The organism is Lysobacter daejeonensis GH1-9 (assembly GCF_000768355.1).
GTDB lineage: Bacteria > Pseudomonadota > Gammaproteobacteria > Xanthomonadales > Xanthomonadaceae > Aerolutibacter > Aerolutibacter daejeonensis.
The window spans coordinates 18,377-33,870 of sequence record NZ_AVPU01000009.1 but is presented as its reverse complement, the minus strand read 5'-3'; the positions used below and the strand labels follow the sequence as shown (position 1 = coordinate 33,870).

The 15,494-nt window shown below is 67.3% G+C and carries 16 protein-coding genes; 11 read left to right on the top strand and 5 right to left on the bottom strand.

Translation table 11 applies throughout. From position 1 onward, the window contains the following. Window positions 1–51: 51 nt before the first annotated feature. Window positions 52–1,878 (bottom strand): sensor domain-containing diguanylate cyclase, encoded by a 1,827-nt coding sequence (locus N800_RS06915; protein WP_084087308.1) that lies wholly within the window; start codon window positions 1,876–1,878, stop codon window positions 52–54. 151 nt (window positions 1,879–2,029) lie between these two features. On the opposite strand from N800_RS06915, the gene N800_RS06910 reads away from it, so the two are divergent. From N800_RS06910 to N800_RS06860, 11 genes are all read left to right on the top strand, one after another. Continuing rightward, entirely contained in the window at window positions 2,030–2,338 is a 309-nt protein-coding gene (locus tag N800_RS06910; RefSeq protein ID WP_036136391.1) for a YerC/YecD family TrpR-related protein, read from the top strand. Window positions 2,339–2,365: 27 nt separating this feature from the next. Next, window positions 2,366–3,280 (top strand): ATP phosphoribosyltransferase, encoded by a 915-nt coding sequence (gene hisG / locus N800_RS06905; protein ID WP_036136388.1) that lies wholly within the window; start codon window positions 2,366–2,368, stop codon window positions 3,278–3,280. Then, entirely contained in the window at window positions 3,277–4,578 is a 1,302-nt protein-coding gene (gene hisD, locus N800_RS06900; RefSeq protein WP_036136386.1) for a histidinol dehydrogenase, read from the top strand. The genes hisG and hisD overlap by 4 nt, the downstream gene beginning before the upstream one ends. Beyond that, window positions 4,575–5,714 carry a histidinol-phosphate transaminase gene (hisC, locus tag N800_RS06895; protein ID WP_084087306.1) on the top strand — a complete coding sequence of 380 codons (1,140 nt, stop codon included), beginning with the start codon at window positions 4,575–4,577 and terminating at the stop codon, window positions 5,712–5,714. Before hisD ends, hisC begins: the two co-directional genes overlap by 4 nt. Then, window positions 5,711–6,811, top strand: a complete 1,101-nt coding sequence (gene hisB / locus N800_RS06890; RefSeq protein ID WP_036136384.1) for a bifunctional histidinol-phosphatase/imidazoleglycerol-phosphate dehydratase HisB — start codon at window positions 5,711–5,713, stop codon at window positions 6,809–6,811. Before hisC ends, hisB begins: the two co-directional genes overlap by 4 nt. Before the next feature lie 13 nt (window positions 6,812–6,824). Further along, window positions 6,825–7,424, top strand: a complete 600-nt coding sequence (gene hisH / locus N800_RS06885; RefSeq protein WP_036136382.1) for an imidazole glycerol phosphate synthase subunit HisH — start codon at window positions 6,825–6,827, stop codon at window positions 7,422–7,424. Continuing rightward, on the top strand, window positions 7,421–8,164 hold the full coding sequence (gene hisA / locus N800_RS06880; RefSeq protein ID WP_036136380.1) for a 1-(5-phosphoribosyl)-5-[(5-phosphoribosylamino)methylideneamino]imidazole-4-carboxamide isomerase: 744 nt from the start codon (window positions 7,421–7,423) through the stop codon (window positions 8,162–8,164). Before hisH ends, hisA begins: the two co-directional genes overlap by 4 nt. Continuing rightward, window positions 8,164–8,955 (top strand): imidazole glycerol phosphate synthase subunit HisF, encoded by a 792-nt coding sequence (gene hisF / locus N800_RS06875; RefSeq protein ID WP_036136379.1) that lies wholly within the window; start codon window positions 8,164–8,166, stop codon window positions 8,953–8,955. The genes hisA and hisF overlap by 1 nt, the downstream gene beginning before the upstream one ends. Before the next feature lie 38 nt (window positions 8,956–8,993). Next, window positions 8,994–9,623 (top strand): bifunctional phosphoribosyl-AMP cyclohydrolase/phosphoribosyl-ATP diphosphatase HisIE, encoded by a 630-nt coding sequence (gene hisIE, locus N800_RS06870; RefSeq protein ID WP_036136378.1) that lies wholly within the window; start codon window positions 8,994–8,996, stop codon window positions 9,621–9,623. A 96-nt stretch (window positions 9,624–9,719) separates the two neighbouring features. Continuing rightward, window positions 9,720–11,390, top strand: a complete 1,671-nt coding sequence (locus N800_RS06865; RefSeq protein WP_036136376.1) for a calcineurin-like phosphoesterase C-terminal domain-containing protein — start codon at window positions 9,720–9,722, stop codon at window positions 11,388–11,390. A 4-nt stretch (window positions 11,391–11,394) separates the two neighbouring features. Then, on the top strand, window positions 11,395–11,979 hold the full coding sequence (locus tag N800_RS06860; protein ID WP_036136374.1) for a YdeI/OmpD-associated family protein: 585 nt from the start codon (window positions 11,395–11,397) through the stop codon (window positions 11,977–11,979). An 86-nt stretch (window positions 11,980–12,065) separates the two neighbouring features. On the opposite strand, the gene mtnC is transcribed toward N800_RS06860, so the two are convergent. The 4 genes from mtnC to N800_RS06840 all read right to left on the bottom strand — a co-directional run bounded on the left by mtnC (window position 12,066) and on the right by N800_RS06840 (window position 15,476). Then, window positions 12,066–12,764 carry an acireductone synthase gene (mtnC, locus tag N800_RS06855; RefSeq protein ID WP_036136372.1) on the bottom strand — a complete coding sequence of 233 codons (699 nt, stop codon included), beginning with the start codon at window positions 12,762–12,764 and terminating at the stop codon, window positions 12,066–12,068. After that, a complete protein-coding gene (locus N800_RS06850) occupies window positions 12,761–13,318 on the bottom strand; it encodes a 1,2-dihydroxy-3-keto-5-methylthiopentene dioxygenase (RefSeq protein WP_036136370.1) in 558 nt (185 codons plus the stop codon). Before N800_RS06850 ends, mtnC begins: the two co-directional genes overlap by 4 nt. Continuing rightward, complete coding sequence (locus N800_RS06845) at window positions 13,315–13,953, bottom strand: methylthioribulose 1-phosphate dehydratase (protein WP_036136368.1); 639 nt, start codon at window positions 13,951–13,953, stop codon at window positions 13,315–13,317. Before N800_RS06845 ends, N800_RS06850 begins: the two co-directional genes overlap by 4 nt. 98 nt (window positions 13,954–14,051) lie before the next feature. Then, window positions 14,052–15,476 carry an amino acid permease gene (locus N800_RS06840; protein ID WP_036136365.1) on the bottom strand — a complete coding sequence of 475 codons (1,425 nt, stop codon included), beginning with the start codon at window positions 15,474–15,476 and terminating at the stop codon, window positions 14,052–14,054. Between the last annotated feature and the right edge of the window lie 18 nt (window positions 15,477–15,494).

Below are 15,494 nucleotides of genomic sequence, written 5' to 3'. Positions count from 1 at the left end.
GTCCGCTTCAGCCGTGACGAAGACGCAGCCCTGACATTGACGGCCCCGCGCTTACGCCGCGCGCGGGGTCGACGTGCGGATGCAATTGCGGCCTTCGGCCTTGGCGCGGTACAGCGCTTCGTCAGCCATCTGCAGCGCTGTTTCGATCGTGCACTGCATGTGCGTTTCCAGCACGTGCATGCCGATACTGGCGCTGAGGGGTAGCGAGCGGCCACCGGCTTCGCAAGGCGCAGTGTTGAGCGCTGCGCGGATGGCTTCGGCGGTGGCAAGCCCTTCAACAAGATCCTTGCCGGGCAGGGCGGCCACGAACTCCTCGCCGCCAAACCGGGCGAGCAGGGCATTGTGCGGGCGCAGGGCCTGGCCGATTACATGGGCGGCCCACCGCAGGCATTCGTCGCCGACCAGATGCCCGTATTCATCGTTGATGTGCTTGAAGTGGTCCAGGTCGATCATCAACAGCGTCACCGGGTGCCGATGTTCGCGGGCGTAGGCCGTCAACGGGGCGAACCGCTCATGGAAATGCATGCGCGTGTGCAGGCCGGTCAGGCCGTCCCGCTGGCTGGATTCACGCAGGCGCGCATGCGCATCCCCAAGCTGTGCGAGTGCGTTGCTCAGCTCGGATGTGCGTTGCTCCACCTTGTGTTCCAGTTGCTCCTTCGCCTCGCGCACCACCCTTTCGTTCTCGTTGCGCAGCGATGAGTAGCGGTAACCCAGCGCCACGGACAGCAACAGCATCTCCAGCGCCGAGCCGATCTGCACCCCGTAGTCGGTCATGAAGCTCTTGGGCAGTTGCGCGAAGGCCACGGCGGCAAACATGCCGGTCCCCAGCAGGAACATGCCCCACGCCAGCAGGAACAGCCGCGCGGGCCGATAACCGCTGCGGGTTACCACCACCGCCTCCAGCGCGATCCAGACGATGCTGGCAAACACCGCCAGCGAGGCAACGGGTGTGGCGATGCGGTAGGGCAGGAACACCGACGCGATGCCCCAGGCGACGAAGAAGGCGATCATCGCCAGCCCCACCCGGTCCCCCAGGGGCCAGCGCACCTTGAGGCCCAGGAACGAACGCGCGAACTGCTGCATCCCGATCTGTGCCAGGCAGATGGACAGCGGCACCGATCGATCCTGCAGCCAGGGCGACGCGGGCCACAGGTATTCGTAGCCCAGGCCATTCAGCGTGAACAGCACCAGTCCAAACGCCGTGACGTGCAGCAAGTACCAGCCGTAACTGGAGTCGCGCAACGATTGCCACAACACGAGGTTGTAGAAGAACAGCGCCATGAGGATGCCGTAGTAAAGCCCCATCGCGAATTGCGCGTCGCGCGACATTTCGGTGAAGGCCGACGGTGTGTACAGGACCAGCGGCACCTGCATCGAGCTCTGGCTCTGCACCCGCACGAAGACATCCACCGGTTGGTCGACCGGCAGGTCGAGCATGAAATTGGGGTGGCGGTAACGGATGCTGCGCGCGTTGAACGCCAGGGCATCGCCTCCTATCCGGTGCACCACGCGGCCGTCGGCGTAACTGGCGTAGACGTCGATGTGGTCGCTGAGCGCGTACTGCTGGACCAGCAGCCAGCGCGGTTCCATCGGGTCATGGTTGGTCAGGCGGACATGGAACCAGAACGCGCCTTCCTTGAAACCGAATGACGGGTTCTGCGAGGGCAGGGGTTGGAACCGCTCCGTGTCGAATGCGGCGCGCGCGCTGTCGAAGTCGGCGACCGCGCCGGTGTCATGGAAGTAGTGGGTCCAGGGGGCCAGATGAACGATGGGGAGGTCCGGCTGGAGATCCACGCCACGCTCCGCGCGCGCGTTGCCGCTGGCCAATACCACGGCCAAGGCAAACAGGATGCAGCGTACGCGGCATAGCCATCCCATGCGTGCTTAACCCCCCTGCGCCGTCGGACGCCAGCTCAAGCCTCGCCCGGGCAGTCTATCCCACGGATTCAGGTTGTGTAGGTCAATGGACTTGACTGCGGTTTTTTCTTGCAATAATGTATTAACACGTTAATACATTGACTCAGCAGCCATGAAGCGCCGCCCCCACGAGCCCAATGAAACCGAAGTTGCCGCGTCCGGGCTGGCTGAGGTGTTGGCACGGCTGGATACGCCCCAGGCCGTCGCCGCCTTCCTCGAGGATCTGTGCACCCCCGCCGAGCTGGAGGCCATGGCCGACCGTTGGCGCGTGGTGCCACTGGTGGCTCAGGGCATCCCTTACCGCGAGATCCACGAGCGCACCCAGGTCAGTGTCACCACGGTTGGCCGGGTGGCGCGCACGTTGGAGCGCGGTGCTGGCGGGTACGCCGCCGCGCTTCAGACGGTCGCCCAAGGCGCCTGACTCCCGAATCCCACAGAGAACTCCCCCATGTCTCCCCCCAATGTCGCCCAAGGGCGCGATCGCCTCCGCATCGCCATCCAGAAGTCGGGGCGCTTGGCCGATCCCGCGCGCGCGCTGCTGGCGTCCTGCGGCCTGAGCTGGCGCGAAAGCCGTGATCGCCTGTTCTGTTACGGCGAAACGCTGCCTGTCGACCTGCTGCTGGTGCGCGATGACGACATCCCGGGCCTGATTGCCGATGGCGTGTGCGACCTGGGCGTGGTGGGGCGCAACGTGCTGCAGGAGCAAGGCCAGGACCGCGTGGAAAGCGGTCGTGTGCCTGCTTATCGCGAGTGGCGTGCGTTGGGGTTCGGCGGATGTCGCCTCGATATCGCCGTGCCCGACGCCTGGGACTGGCAGGGCCCCCAACAACTGGGTGGAAAGCGCATCGCCACCAGCTACCCCGCACTGTTGCGCCAGTGGTTGCAAGCGCAGGGCATTGCCGCGGACGTGGTGTTGCTGTCGGGATCGGTGGAGATCGCGCCGCGGCTGGGTCAGGCGGATGCGATCTGCGACCTGGTGTCCAGCGGCGCCACGCTCTCGGCCAACCAGCTCAAGCCGGTGTTGACCCTGTTGCAGAGCGAGGCCGTGCTTGCCGGACCGGTCGAGGCCTTCGACGACGTGCGTGGCGAACTGGCCGACCTGCTGCTGCGCCGCCTCGATGGCGCCATCCGCGTGCGCAAGAGCAAATTGCTGATGTTCCAGGCGAGTCGCAACGACCTGCCGACGCTGTTGCCGCTGCTGCCGGACGCCGAGGCGCCTACCGTGATGCAGGTGGACGGCGCCGACCGCATGGCCCTGCAGGCGCTGTGCCACGGCGCCGTGACCTGGCAGCGACTGGAGGACCTCAAGCGCGCCGGCGCCAGCGGCCTGATGGTGCTGCCGGTGGAGGGCATGCTGGCATGAAACGCGTGTCGTGGAGTTCGTTGGACGCCAGTGAGCGCGTGCAGGCGCTGCGTCGTCCGGCGCAGCAGGCCAGTGCCGACACCCGTACCGCGGTGGCAACGCTGATCGAGGAGGTGCGTGCCCGCGGCGATGTCGCCGTGCGCGAGCTGACCGAGCGTTTCGACCAGGTATCGATGGATGCGTTGGCTGTTACCGATGCCGAATGTGCCGCTGCGGCTACTGCCTTGACGCCGGCGCTGCGCGACGCGATTGATGAGGCCGCCGGTCGCATCGAAGCGTTCCACCGCGAAGGCATGACCCGCGAGTATGCAATGGACACCGCGCCGGGCGTTCGCTGCGAGCGCGTGTTGCGCCCGATTGCCCGCGTGGGTCTGTACGTACCCGCCGGGTCGGCACCCTTGCCGTCGACCGCGTTGATGCTGGGCGTGCCCGCGCGGCTGGCAGGTTGCCGCGACGTGGTGCTGTGCACGCCGCCGCGCCCCGATGGCAGCGCCGACCCCACGGTGCTGTATGCCGCGATGCGCTGCGGCGTGCGCCAGGTGTTCAAGGTCGGCGGCGTGCAGGCGATCGCGGCCATGGCCTTCGGCACCGCGTCGGTGCCCAAGTGCGACAAGCTTTTCGGCCCGGGGAATGGCTACGTGACCGAAGCCAAGCGCCAGGTATCCATGGTTGAAGGTGGCGCCGCCATCGACATGCCTGCCGGCCCTTCCGAGGTGCTGGTGATCGCGGATGCCGGTGCCAACCCTGCGTTCGTCGCCGCCGACCTGCTATCGCAGGCCGAACACGGCCCGGATTCGCAGGTGCTGCTGCTGTCCGATGACGCGGCGCTGATCGATGCCGTGGCCGAACAGCTGGAACGGCAACTCGCGATGCTGTCGCGCGCCGGCGTCGCGCGCCGTGCATTGGAGTCCTCGCGACTGATCCAGGTGGATACGCTGCAGCAGGCGTTCGACATCAGCAACGCGTATGCGCCCGAACACCTCATCCTTGCCCTGCGCGATGCGCGCGCTTGGCTGTCCCAGGTGGAGGCGGCGGGCTCGGTGTTCCTGGGTGACTGGGCGCCGGAAGCGCTGGGTGACTACTGCAGCGGTACCAACCACGTGTTGCCCACCAGCGGCGCGGCGCGTTACGTGGGTGGGCTCAACGTGGCCAGTTTCCAGGTGGCCATCACCGTCCAGGAAGTGAGCCGTGACGGCATTGCGGCGATTGGCCCGTGCGCGGTGGAGCTGGCGACTGCGGAAGGGTTGGACGCGCACCGGCTCGCGGTCGCATTGCGGCTGGACGAGGTGGCCGCATGAGCGCGCCGACGCCCACCGAAGCCCTTGCGACCACGCCGCCAGCGAAGGCGCTGTCCGCAGACCCGTTGCTGCTGGTGCGCGAGGACCTTCGCGACTTTGCCGGCTACCGTTCCGCCCGCACCGACAAGGTTGACGGCCGCGTGTGGCTCAACGCCAATGAGGCCGCATGGCCCAATGGCGCCGACGCCGGCGGCGCCGCCCGCCGTTACCCGCAACCGCAGCCGGATCGTCTGCGGAAGGCATTGGCAGCGCTGTATGGCTGCGCACCTGGGCAACTGCTGGCGGGACGGGGCAGCGATGAGCCCATTGACCTGCTGATCCGCGCGCTGTGCCGCCCCGGCGGCGACGCGATCGTGGTGACGCCGCCCACATTCGGCATGTATGCCGTGTGCGCTCGACTGCACGGTACGCCAGTGGTGGAAGCGCCGCTGGTCGAGACCGCCAACGGGTTCACCTGCGACTTCAACGCCGTGGAGCAGGCCTCACGTGATGCCGGGGCGCGGATCGTGTTTCTGTGTTCGCCTGGAAATCCGTCCGGCGCCACGCTGCCGCTGCCTGCGGTGGCAGCGCTTGCACGTGCTCTGGAGGGCAAGGCGCTGGTGGTGGTGGACGAGGCGTACCAGGAATATGCCGAGGGCCCTTCCGCGACCAGCCTCCTTGGCGCGCAGCGCAACGTAGTCGTGCTGAGGACCCTCTCGAAGGCCCACGCACTGGCCGCAGCGCGCATCGGTAGCGTCATCGCAGACCCGGTGCTGATCGAGGTGCTGCAGCGTTGCCAGGCGCCGTATCCGCTGCCCCAACCTAGCGTTGACCTGGCATGCCGCGCGTTGGCCCCCGACGTGCTCGCCGAGACCGCGCGACGCGTGGCGACCACCTGTGCGGAGCGCACCAGGCTCGCGCAAGCGCTGCGCTGCGTGCGGGGCGTGCGGCGCGTGTACCCATCCAGCGCCAACTTCCTGCTGGTGCGTTTCGAAAACCCGGGTGCCGTCTATGCTGCCCTGCTGGCCGCCGGCATTGTGGTGCGCGACATGCGCCAGGCATTGGGGCTCGCCGATGCGCTGCGCATCAGCCTGGGCACCCGTGAGCAGAATGACGCCGTGCTGGAGACGCTGGCGCAGTTGGAGGCAGCCGCATGACTCCGATCCTGTTCATTGACCGGGATGGCACGCTCATCGAGGAACCCGCCGATTTCCAGGTGGATGCCTTCGAGAAGCTGCGCTTCGTCCGCGGCGTGGTACCCGCGCTGTTGCGCCTGCGCGACGCCGGCTACCAGTTCGTCATGGTCACTAACCAGGATGGACTGGGCACTGCGTCGTACCCGCGCGAGCAGTTTGAAGGCCCGCATAACCTGATGATGCAGGTGCTGGAAAGTCAGGGCATCAGCTTCCGGGAGGTGTTGATCGACACGAGCTTCCCTGCCGACAACGCACCGACGCGCAAGCCAGGGATCGGCTTGGCTTTGCACTACCTGCGCGACCGCAGCATCGACTGGGCCCGTTCCGCCATGGTGGGTGACCGCGAAACCGATAACGCATTCGCGCGCAACCTGGGCATTCGTCCGTTCCAGTTGCGCACGGAGCAGTTCGGGGGTGAGTGGGACTGGGCCGGCATCGCGCACGCGTTGGCGGAGCAGCCGCGCACGGCCGCGGTCGCGCGAAACACGCGCGAGACCCGAATCCACGTCGATGTGGACCTTGATCGCGTGGCCGAACCTTTGGTGCATACGGGGTTGGGATTCTTCGATCACATGCTGGAACAGATCGGAAAGCACGGCGGTTTCGCGTTGCAGCTGCGGTGCGAAGGCGACCTGCAGATCGACGAGCACCACACCATCGAGGACTGCGCGCTCGCCTTGGGCCAGGCCATGCGCGAAGCGTTGGGCAACAAGCGGGGTATCGGGCGTTACGGCTTCGAGGCGGAACCCGTCGGCGCGGCGTTCACGCTGCCGATGGACGAGGCATTGGCGTCGGCGGCACTGGACTTCTCCGGACGGCCCTATTTCGTCTTCGATGGTGGCTTCAAGCGCGAGCGCGTCGGCGACATGCCCACGGAACTGGTGCCGCACTTCTTCCGCTCGTTGTGTGAGACCGCGGGCCTGAACCTCAACCTGCGCGTGGCGGGTGACAACGACCACCACAAGGTGGAGGCGTGTTTCAAGGTGGTGGCACGCGCGCTGCGACAAGCCATCCGTCGTGAGGGCAATGAGCTGCCCAGCACCAAGGGTGCACTGTGATGGAAAAGCTGCGATGAAGGTCGTGCTGATCGACTCCGGTGGCGCCAACATCGGTTCGGTGCGTTATGCGCTGGAGCGGCTCGGCGTGGATGCCCCCCTGACGGCGGATGCGAATGTCATCCGCAGCGCCGATCGGGTGATCCTGCCCGGCGTGGGCGCAGCGGGCACTGCAATGGCGCTGCTGCGCGACCGCGGTCTGGTGGAGGTCATCCGCGGTTTGCAGCAGCCGTTGCTCGGGATCTGCCTGGGCATGCAGCTGCTCTTCGATGCATCCGAAGAGGGTGGGGTGGAGTGCCTTGGGCTGCTGCCCGGCACGGTCACGCGCATGCGCGGCGGCGAAGGCATTCGTGTGCCCCACATGGGCTGGAACACACTCTCGCCCACGCGCACGCACGCATTGCTTGATGGCGTCCCGCGCGACGGGCAGGCCTATTTCGTGCACGGCTACTGCGCGCCGGTCACGGACGACACGCTGGCCACCTGCAACCACGGCCAGACCTTCGCGGCCGTGGTGGGGCGGGGCAATCGCGTTGGCGCCCAATTCCACCCGGAGCGTTCCGCCGAGGTGGGCGCGCGGCTGCTGCGGAACTTCCTGTCAGGGGACCTGGCATGAGCGATTTCACGTTGTATCCCGCCATTGACGTGCGCGGCGGTCGCGTGGTCCGGTTGCGCCAGGGCGACTATGCGCAGGAAACCCGCTACGCCGATGATCCGCTCAGCGTGGCCCAGCGTTACGCGCGGGCCGGCGCGCGCTGGCTGCACCTGGTGGATCTGGATGCCGCGCGCGTCGGCGGCTATACCTTGGCGCCGCTCCTGTCCGCCATCAAATCGGCAACCTCGTTGCAGGTGCAGACCGGCGGTGGCGTACGCAGCGAGGCCGATGTCCAGTCGATCCTTGACGCCGGCGCCGATCGCGTCGTGGTCGGATCGCTGGCCGTGCGCGAGCCTGCGCGCGTGAAGGAGTGGCTGCGGTGGTTCGGCAGCGCGCGCCTCACCGTCGCGCTCGACGCACGTCAGTCCGCGGACGGACGCTGGCAGTTGCCCACCGCGGGCTGGACCGAAGACAGCGGCGTGGAGCTGGAAGCCCTGCTGTCCGATTACATGGCGGCCGGGTTGCAGCACCTGCTGTGTACCGACATCACCCGGGATGGCATGTTGTCCGGGCCCAATATCGCGCTTTACCGACGCATCGTCGACGTGGCGCCGCAAGTGCAACTGCAGGCCTCTGGAGGTGTGCGTGACGTGGGCGATGTGTTGGCTGCCCGGCAGGCCGGTTGTGCCGGTGCCGTGCTGGGCAAGGCCCTGCTCGACGGCCGCTTTGACCTGTCCAATGCCTTTGCGGAGGTGGCCTGATGCTCAGTCGCCGCATCATCCCCTGCCTTGACGTGCGCGATGGACGCGTCGTGAAAGGCGTGCGCTTCCGTGACCACGTGGACATGGGCGACATCGTGGAATTGGCCCAACGTTACCGCCAGCAGGGCGCCGATGAGCTGGTGTTCTATGACATCACCGCCAGCCCGGAAGGGCGTGCGGTGGACCGTGGCTGGGTCGAGCGCGTGGCCCGCGCCCTGGACATTCCGTTCTGCGTGGCCGGCGGTATCCGCGGCGTGGAGGACGCGCGTGGCATCCTGCACGCCGGCGCCGACAAGGTCTCCGTCAACACGCCCGCCCTGGAGCGTCCGGCGCTGATCAGCGAGCTGGCCGAAGCGTTTGGCGAACAGTGCGTGGTGGTGGGCATCGACAGCCTTCTCGATCCCGATGGGGAATGGCGGGTACGTCAGTACACCGGGGATCCGTCGCGCACCCAGGCGCTCGCCATGCGCACGCTGGACTGGGTGATCGAGGCACAGCAACGGGGCGCCGGTGAGATCGTGCTCAACTGCATGGGCAGCGATGGTGTGCGCGAAGGCTACGACCTGGTGCAACTTCGGGAGGTGCGCGCCTTGTGCAACGTGCCACTGGTGGCCTCTGGCGGGGCCGGCACGGCGGCGCATTTCGAAGCGGTGTTCCGCGACGCCGATGTCGACGGCGCACTGGCCGCGAGTGTTTTCCACTCCGGAACGATCGCCATTCCCGACCTCAAACGCCAACTGGCCGCCGCCGGCATTCCGGTCCGGCCCGTGACCGATACGGTACCCGCATGAGCCAGTCTCCATCCTCGCCAAGCCCGGATACCAACCGCATGCCTGCCTGTACCTCCATCGATGCCGCTGGCCTCACCGGCCGGCTGGATTGGGAGAAGCAGGGCCTCCTCGTGCCTGCAGTGGTCCAGGACGCGGCGACACTGCGCGTGCTGATGCTGGGCTACATGGATCGCGCAGCGGTGCAGGCGACCTGCGACACCGGCCATGTCACGTTCTTCAGCCGCAGCAAGCAGCGCCTGTGGACCAAGGGGGAGTCCTCCGGTCATTTCCTGGAACTGGTGTCGATCGACGTGGACTGCGATGCCGACACGCTGCTGGTGCTGGCGCGTCCGCATGGCCCGACCTGCCACCTCGGGCGCACCAGTTGCTTCCCTCAGGCACCCGCCAACTTCCTCGCGGAACTGGATGCGCTGGTCGCCGCCCGCGATCGCGACCGTCCCCCGGGCAGCTACAGCACGCGGCTCTTCGAGGGCGGGATCCGTCGCATCGCGCAGAAGGTGGGCGAGGAGGGTGTGGAGACGGCGCTGGCCGCCGTCGCGCAGGATGACGATGCGTTGCTTGGCGAGTCCGCCGACCTGCTGTACCACCTGCAAGTGTTGCTGCGCGCGCGTGGCCGCTCGTTGGAGGATGCGGTGGCGGTGTTGCGGGAGCGCCACAACGGCGGCTGACCCGCACTGGGCCTCCGCGCATCCGGTCATGCACCTCGCGCATAATCGGCCGCATCGAACCGGCCGCCGGGCGGCGGCCCAGGCCCAGGAGTCGGCATGCGCTTACCGGTGGTTTCATTCCAGCTGATCGCGTTGGCACTGGTGGGCTGTACCGTGTCGGTTGTCGCCGTGGCGTCAACCTGCGACGGCGGCGTCGTGTTTGAAGACCGCAACGGCAACGGCCGGCGCGATCTTGGCGAACCGGGCATTGCCGCAGTGAAGGTCTCCGACGGCGTGCAGATCAGCGTGACTGACGCACGCGGCGCCTACCGCCTGCCGCCCGCGGACGGACGCAGCCTGTTCGTGATCAAGCCACCCGGTTACCTGCCCACCCGGCGCGAGGATGGCCTTCCCGACGTCTGGCAGAACACCCGCACCGCACCAGGCCCCACGCTCAAATACGGTGGAATGCCGGTCGGGCCGGCGACGTGCCGCGATTTCGCCCTGCGCGTCGCCAAGCCCTCGCCGAAGCGGCAGCAAGGTCTCGATGTGGTGGTGTTTGCCGACCCGCAGCCCAAGTCCCAACGCGACATCGACTACTACCGCCGCGATATCGTCGAGCCGCTCAAGCACGACACGGCCATCGACATGGGGCACAGCTTTGGCCGCTTCTACTTCGATGGCTTGGCCGGTGACCTCGGCATCAGCCTGGGCGACATCACCAACGACGACCTCTCGCTGTACCCGGCATTGACCGCCGCCACCACCAGCCTGGGCGTGCCGTGGCTGCACGTGGCCGGCAACCACGATCTCGACTTCGACGCCGCGCGCGACGAGGATTCGTTGCTGACGTTCCGCCACCACTTCGGTCCGGACACCCATGCGTGGGAGGAGTCGGAAGCAACTTTCGTGTTGCTGGATGACGTCATCTATCAACCGGGGCAAAAGCCGTCGTACATCGGCGGCCTGCGCGAGGACCAGTTCGCCTTCCTCGAGCGCTACCTGCCCACCGTGCCCAGGGACCGCCTGCTGGTGCTGGCGGTGCACATCCCGTTTTTCGATGCCGGGCCGGGTCGCGAGACCTTCCGCCACGCCGACCGCGAGCGCCTGTTTGCCCTGCTGCGGCCGTTTCCCAGGGTGCTGCTGCTCAGCGGCCACAGCCACACCCAACGCCACGTTTCCCACGGCGCCGCCAGTGGTTGGCACGGCGCGGCGCCGCTGCATGAGTACAACGTCGGCGCGGCCTGCGGCGCGTTCTGGTCGGGCGTGAAGGATGCCGACGGCATTCCCGACACCACCATGGCCGACGGTACGCCCAACGGCTATGCCCGCCTGCATGTCCGGCGCGGCGGCGATTACACCCTGTCATGGCACCCGGCACGCATTCCCGCCAACGACGCCGGATTTACATCGGCGATGCGACTGTCCGCGCCGAGGGTGCTGAGGCATGGCGCCTGGCCGGCGTTCGCGGTGCATGCCAACGTGTTCATGGGCCAGGACGACAGCCGCGTGGAGTACCGCATCGACGGCGGGCCATGGCAGCCCATGCGCCGGGTGGCCGCAGCGGACCCCTGGCTGGTGACGGAGAACGTGCAGGACGACCGCGCCGCAACGCTGCGTGGCTACGACCGTGCGCCGCCCGCTGAAGCCTCGCCGCACCTGTGGCGTGGCACGCTTCCCACCGATCTGGGCCTGGGCGAGCACCGCGTCGAGGTGCGCGCCTTTGACCGTTGGCAAGGTGAGCAGCGCGCAAGTACCCGTTACGTCCTGGAGGCCGGCAAGGAGTAGCCAGATGAGTGCAGGTTTGCCGACGGATCTGCCGATTGCCTTGTTCACCGACGCTGCCGAGTGGGAGGCGTGGCTGGACGTGCATGGCGACAGCAAGGGCGTCTGGTTGAAGATCGCCAAGAAGGGCGCGGATGTGGGGTCGGTCACCTACGCCGAGGCGCTGGATGCCGCGCTGTGCCATGGATGGATCGATGGCCAGAAGCGCGGCTGTGACGCCCGGTACTTCCTGCAGCGATTCACGCCACGTCGTGCGCGTAGCCTATGGTCGAGGATCAATATTGGCCACGTCGAGCGCCTGACCGCCGCCGGACGCATGCGGCCCAGCGGGCTGCGCGAGGTCGAAGCGGCCAAGGCGGACGGTCGTTGGGACCAGGCCTACGAGGGCGGGCGTGACATGCCCGTGCCCGAGGAACTGGCCAAGGCTTTGGCGAAGAATGCCAAGGCGCGGCGGTTTTTCGAGCAGCTCGACCGAACCAATCGCTATGCGTTCTGCTGGCGCGTGCACACCGCGAAGAAGGCCGAGACGCGCCAGTCGCGGGCGGCCAGCTTCGTTGAAATGATGGCCAAAGGCGAAAAGCTGCACGCGTGACGGCCAGCCACGGGCGTGTCCCGATCTGGTTGCTGCACATCCAAAGGGCGCTGGCGCGGCAGATCGCCACGCCAGCGGCGAACGCATCAAGCCGCCAGCGTGATGTCCGCGAAGGATTCCACCCGCGTGTGACCGTGCGCGGCTTCGCCCAGCCGAGGCATGGGATAGTCCTCGCGGCGATCCAGCAGCACGGTGCCCAGACCGGCCTCGCGCGCGGCATCCAGCTCCTCCACCACGTCGGAGAGGAACAGCACATCGCTGGCCTCCAGGCCGATGGCCTCGACGATGTGGCGGTAACTGTCGGCCTCGCGCTTGCCGCCGACTTCGGTGTCAAACCAGCCGGAGAACAGCCCCGTCAGGTCGCCAGCGTCGCTGTGGCCAAAGAACAGCCGCTGCGCCGGCACGCTGCCCGACGAATACACGTACAGCGGCAGGCCGGCCGCCTTCCACGCCTGCAGCGCAGTCGCGGCGTCCTCGTAGATGTGCGCGGTGAAGTCGACCGTGCGGTAGCCATCGGCCCAGATCATGCCTTGAAGCGCCTTCAGCGCGGTGTGCTTGCGGTCCTGGTCGATCCAGCCCTGCAGCACCTCGACGATCATCGCGTCATCGCACATGCCGCCGTTCTCGGTGGCCACCAGGTCCAGCCACTTCCGCACCGCCGGTTCGCGACCGCGCTTGGCCACGAACCCCGGCAGTGCGCGGCGGGCATAGGGGAACAGCACGTCCTTCACGAAGGAGATGCTGCTGGTGGTGCCCTCGATGTCAGTCAGGATGGCGCGCGTCATGCCGCGGTGCCCGGCTCGTAGCGTGGGAAGCGCTGGGCGATGTCGGTGCCGGTGAAGTGGCCCACCCAGCCGTCCGGCTCGGTGAAGAAGCGGATGGCCACGAAGCTCGGCTCCGGGCCCATGTCGAACCAGTGCAGCGCGCGGTCGGGCACGGCGATCAGGTCGCCCTGTTCGCACAGCACCTCGTACACGCCGTTGTCCACGTGCAGGGTGAAAAGTCCCGAGCCGGCCACGAAGAAGCGCACTTCGTCTTCCTTGTGGAAGTGCTCGTTGAGGAACTTGGCGCGCATCGCCTCGCGCTGCGGGTTGTCCGGCGCGATGCTGACCACGTCCACGCTCTTGAAGCCGTTGTCGGCCACCAGGCGGTCGATGTCGGCGCGGTAGGCGTCCATGATCTTCTCCGGCGTGTCGCCAGGGACGATCGCCTGCGCCGCCTGCCACTGCTCGAAGGTCACGCCGATCTTCTTCAGCTCGCGCGCCATCTCGGCATGGTCGCTGGTGGCCAGGCGCGGCGAGGTGGGGTTCTCTTCGTCGAAGATACGCAGGCGGCTCATCGTTGCAGCTTCCTCAGTTCGAGTTCGCAGGCCAGCAGGAATTCGAACGCCTCCAGGTGGCGGCGTGCCTCGGCCATGTCGCGGCCCCAGGCGTACAGCCCATGGCCATCGATCAGGTAACCCCACATGGGCTGGCGGTCGAGCAGGGCATCGACCTGCGCGGCCAGCGTGTGCATGTCCTGGGTGTTGGGGAAGACCGGCACGTCCAGTTCGGTCTCGTGGGTGGTGTTGCCAACGAAGGCCTTCAGCAGTTCGTAGCCTTCCAGGTGCACGTGGCCGGCGCCGGCGTACAGGCGCGAAGCCACGGTCTGCACCATCGAGTGGGTGTGCAGCACGCAGCCCACTTCGGGGAAGCGCTTGTACAGCTGGGTGTGCAGCAGGGTCTCGGCGGACGACTTCAGCGTGGTGGCGACGGGCTGGCCGTCCACGTCCACCACCATGATGTCGTCCTCGGTCAGCTTGCCCTTGTCGCGACCGGAGACGGTGATCGCCACGTGGCGCTCGTCGATCCGCTCGGAGAAGTTGCTGCTGGTGGCCGGCGTCCAGCCGCGGTGCGACAGCTCGCGGACATTGACGATGATGTTGCCCGCGCAGTGCTTCAGGAGCAGCGGGTCGTAGGGCAGGGGGGTGCTCATGCCGCCCAGTTTACAAACAAAACCGGGCACTCAGGCGTCAATGCGCGCCCGGCGTTCCATCCGTTCAACCGCCGATGCCGCCCCGGGGGGCGGCGCGGTCAGCCCTTGAGCTTGCTGTGCCGGTAGCCGTAGAGGAAATAGATGGCAAAGCCCACGGTCGTCCAGCCCAGCATCAGCATCCAGTTGTGCAGGGTCATGGCCGACAACAGGGCCAGGCAGCTGAAGATGCCGGCCAGGCACACGAACCAGACGCCGCGGATGCGGAACGGGCGGGGCAGGTCGGGCTGGGTCCGGCGCAGGATCAGCACGCCCGCGCAGACGGCGCCGAATGCGATCAGCGTGCCCATCGAGGTCAGCTCGCCCAGGATGTCCAGCGGGAACACCGCCGCCAGCAGGGCGATGCCGATGCCGGTGATCACGGTGTTGATGTGCGGGGTGCGGTGCTTGGGGTGGATGCGGGTGAAGACCTCGGGCAGCAGGCCGTCGCGCGCCATGATCATGAAGATGCGCGGCTGGCCGATGATCATCACCAGAACCACGGACGACAGGCCAATCAGGGCGCCGATCTCCACCACCACGCGCAACCATGCCAGCTCCGCGTGCCCGGCCACGGCGGTCACCACGGGCTCGTCGGTACCCAGCAACGTGTAGGGGGTCAGCCCAGTCATCACTGCCGCCATGCCGATGTACAGCACCGTGCAGATGGCCAGCGACATCAGCATGCCGAACGGCAGGTCCTTCTGCGGGTTGTGTGACTCCTGCGCCGCCACCGACACCGCCTCGAAGCCGATGTAGGCGAAGAACACCATCGACGCGCCGCGCAGTACGCCTTCCCAGCCGAACTTGCCCGGGCCCTCGTTGGCCGGGATGAACGGCTCCCAGTTGGCCGGGTCGACGTACTGCCAGCCGGCGATGATCACCAGCACGATCAGGCCGCTTTTGAGCAGCACCATGGCGGTGTTCATGCCCGAGGACTTGCGTATGCCGATGTAGCACACCCAGGTCAACAGCAGCACGATGGCCGCCGCGGGCAGGTTGGCAATGGCGCCCGTAGGCTGCAGTTTGCTGTCCAGCGGCGCCTGCACCAGGGCCGCGGGCAGGTGGATGTTGAAATGTTCCAGCAGGCTCAGGAAATAGCCGGTCCAGCTGACCGCCACCGCCGAGGCGGACACGCCGTACTCCAAGACCAGCATCCAGCCGATGAACCAAGCAGCCAGCTCGCCCAGCGTGGCGTAGGTGTAGGTGTAGGCACTGCCCGACACCGGCACCATCGACGCGAACTCGGCGTAGGCCAGCGCGCAGAACGTGCAGCAGATCGCCGCCAGCACGAAGGACAGCATGATCGCCGGCCCAGCATGGTCGGCCGCCGCCTGCCCGGTGATCACGAAGATGCCGCCACCGATCACCGCGCCGATGCCCAGCGCGGTCAGGCCCCATTTGCCCAGCGTGCGGTGCAGGCTCAGGCCATCGGCATCGGCGTGGGCAGCGTGGGGGTGCTTGGTGGCGAGCAGTCGTTGCAACATCGGGTCATCTCTGGGGCC

Bases quoted from the DNA above. Each gene is read 5' to 3' on its own strand.
- N800_RS06915 (WP_084087308.1), bottom strand. From the start codon at position 1,878: ATGGGATGGCTATGCCGCGTACGCTGCATCCTGTTTGCCTTGGCCGTG.
- N800_RS06910 (WP_036136391.1), top strand. From the start codon at position 2,030: ATGAAGCGCCGCCCCCACGAGCCCAATGAAACCGAAGTTGCCGCGTCC.
- hisG (WP_036136388.1), top strand. From the start codon at position 2,366: ATGTCTCCCCCCAATGTCGCCCAAGGGCGCGATCGCCTCCGCATCGCC.
- hisD (WP_036136386.1), top strand. From the start codon at position 3,277: ATGAAACGCGTGTCGTGGAGTTCGTTGGACGCCAGTGAGCGCGTGCAG.
- hisC (WP_084087306.1), top strand. From the start codon at position 4,575: ATGAGCGCGCCGACGCCCACCGAAGCCCTTGCGACCACGCCGCCAGCG.
- hisB (WP_036136384.1), top strand. From the start codon at position 5,711: ATGACTCCGATCCTGTTCATTGACCGGGATGGCACGCTCATCGAGGAA.
- hisH (WP_036136382.1), top strand. From the start codon at position 6,825: ATGAAGGTCGTGCTGATCGACTCCGGTGGCGCCAACATCGGTTCGGTG.
- hisA (WP_036136380.1), top strand. From the start codon at position 7,421: ATGAGCGATTTCACGTTGTATCCCGCCATTGACGTGCGCGGCGGTCGC.
- hisF (WP_036136379.1), top strand. From the start codon at position 8,164: ATGCTCAGTCGCCGCATCATCCCCTGCCTTGACGTGCGCGATGGACGC.
- hisIE (WP_036136378.1), top strand. From the start codon at position 8,994: ATGCCTGCCTGTACCTCCATCGATGCCGCTGGCCTCACCGGCCGGCTG.
- N800_RS06865 (WP_036136376.1), top strand. From the start codon at position 9,720: ATGCGCTTACCGGTGGTTTCATTCCAGCTGATCGCGTTGGCACTGGTG.
- N800_RS06860 (WP_036136374.1), top strand. From the start codon at position 11,395: ATGAGTGCAGGTTTGCCGACGGATCTGCCGATTGCCTTGTTCACCGAC.
- mtnC (WP_036136372.1), bottom strand. From the start codon at position 12,764: ATGACGCGCGCCATCCTGACTGACATCGAGGGCACCACCAGCAGCATC.
- N800_RS06850 (WP_036136370.1), bottom strand. From the start codon at position 13,318: ATGAGCCGCCTGCGTATCTTCGACGAAGAGAACCCCACCTCGCCGCGC.
- N800_RS06845 (WP_036136368.1), bottom strand. From the start codon at position 13,953: ATGAGCACCCCCCTGCCCTACGACCCGCTGCTCCTGAAGCACTGCGCG.
- N800_RS06840 (WP_036136365.1), bottom strand. From the start codon at position 15,476: ATGTTGCAACGACTGCTCGCCACCAAGCACCCCCACGCTGCCCACGCC.